The sequence below is a fragment of the Virgibacillus carmonensis genome (assembly GCF_057836705.1).
In genome coordinates this window covers 1-721 of the sequence record NZ_JBYQFJ010000148.1, presented here as the reverse complement: position 1 = coordinate 721, position 721 = coordinate 1, and the positions used below count along the sequence as shown (strand labels likewise).

Below are 721 nucleotides of genomic sequence, written 5' to 3'. Positions count from 1 at the left end.
CTTTATTTTCATTATCAACGTTATATATTCGACAACATTTGGCAATCTCCTTCTTTTTAAAAAAAATATTTTGGGAGTGAAAAAGATGAAAAATATATTTTTAATTGGCTTTATGGGCAGCGGCAAAAGTTCTGTTGGGAAGCAGTTAAGTGAGGGTTTAAACTGTGATTACATAGATACGGATACAATTATAGAAACAACACATAATAAAACCATTCCTGAAATATTTGCAAGGGAAGGGGAGGCTTCTTTCCGGAAGTATGAGTCCAATGCATTACATAATATTCCGACTGAAAACTGCGTTGTGTCGACTGGTGGAGGAATTGTGGAACGTTCTTCTAATATCGACCAAATGGTTGAAACTGGTATTATTGTGTATTTGGAAACCGATTTTCGCACGATTGATAAACGATTACAATTCGATACATCAAGACCATTATGGAGGAAAAATAAAGATGAGAAGAAACAGTTGTATGATAGACGAATCCATTTGTATCAATCCTGTGCTGCGATTACCGTATCAACAGATAACAAATTAATCGATGATCTTGTTTTCCAAATTACCAGTCAAGTCGCCAATGAATAAAAGTGATACAAGCGTGTCATACTATTCAAAAGAGGTGATACCATGAGTGGAAATGACTATATCAAATATATAACAGGGCAAATTATTGCTTATTTAGATTTATCCACCGATGAAAAAAAGGCGAGACGGAAGGAA

The 721-nt window shown here is 34.7% G+C and carries 2 protein-coding genes; both read left to right on the top strand.

Features of this window, described 5'->3' with window-relative positions; translation table 11 throughout:
- Window positions 1-85 precede the first annotated feature (85 nt).
- Window positions 86-586: a shikimate kinase gene (locus tag AC3G7N_RS21025; RefSeq protein ID WP_089062468.1), complete on the top strand. Its 501-nt coding sequence runs from the start codon at window positions 86-88 to the stop codon at window positions 584-586.
- Window positions 587-628: 42 nt separating this feature from the next.
- Window positions 629-721: YqzE family protein (locus tag AC3G7N_RS21020; protein ID WP_489424098.1), on the top strand; the 93-nt coding region annotated here is incomplete at its 3' end.

Coding starts and splice junctions, on each gene's coding strand:
- AC3G7N_RS21025 (WP_089062468.1), top strand. CDS start 86: ATGAAAAATATATTTTTAATTGGCTTTATGGGCAGCGGCAAAAGTTCT.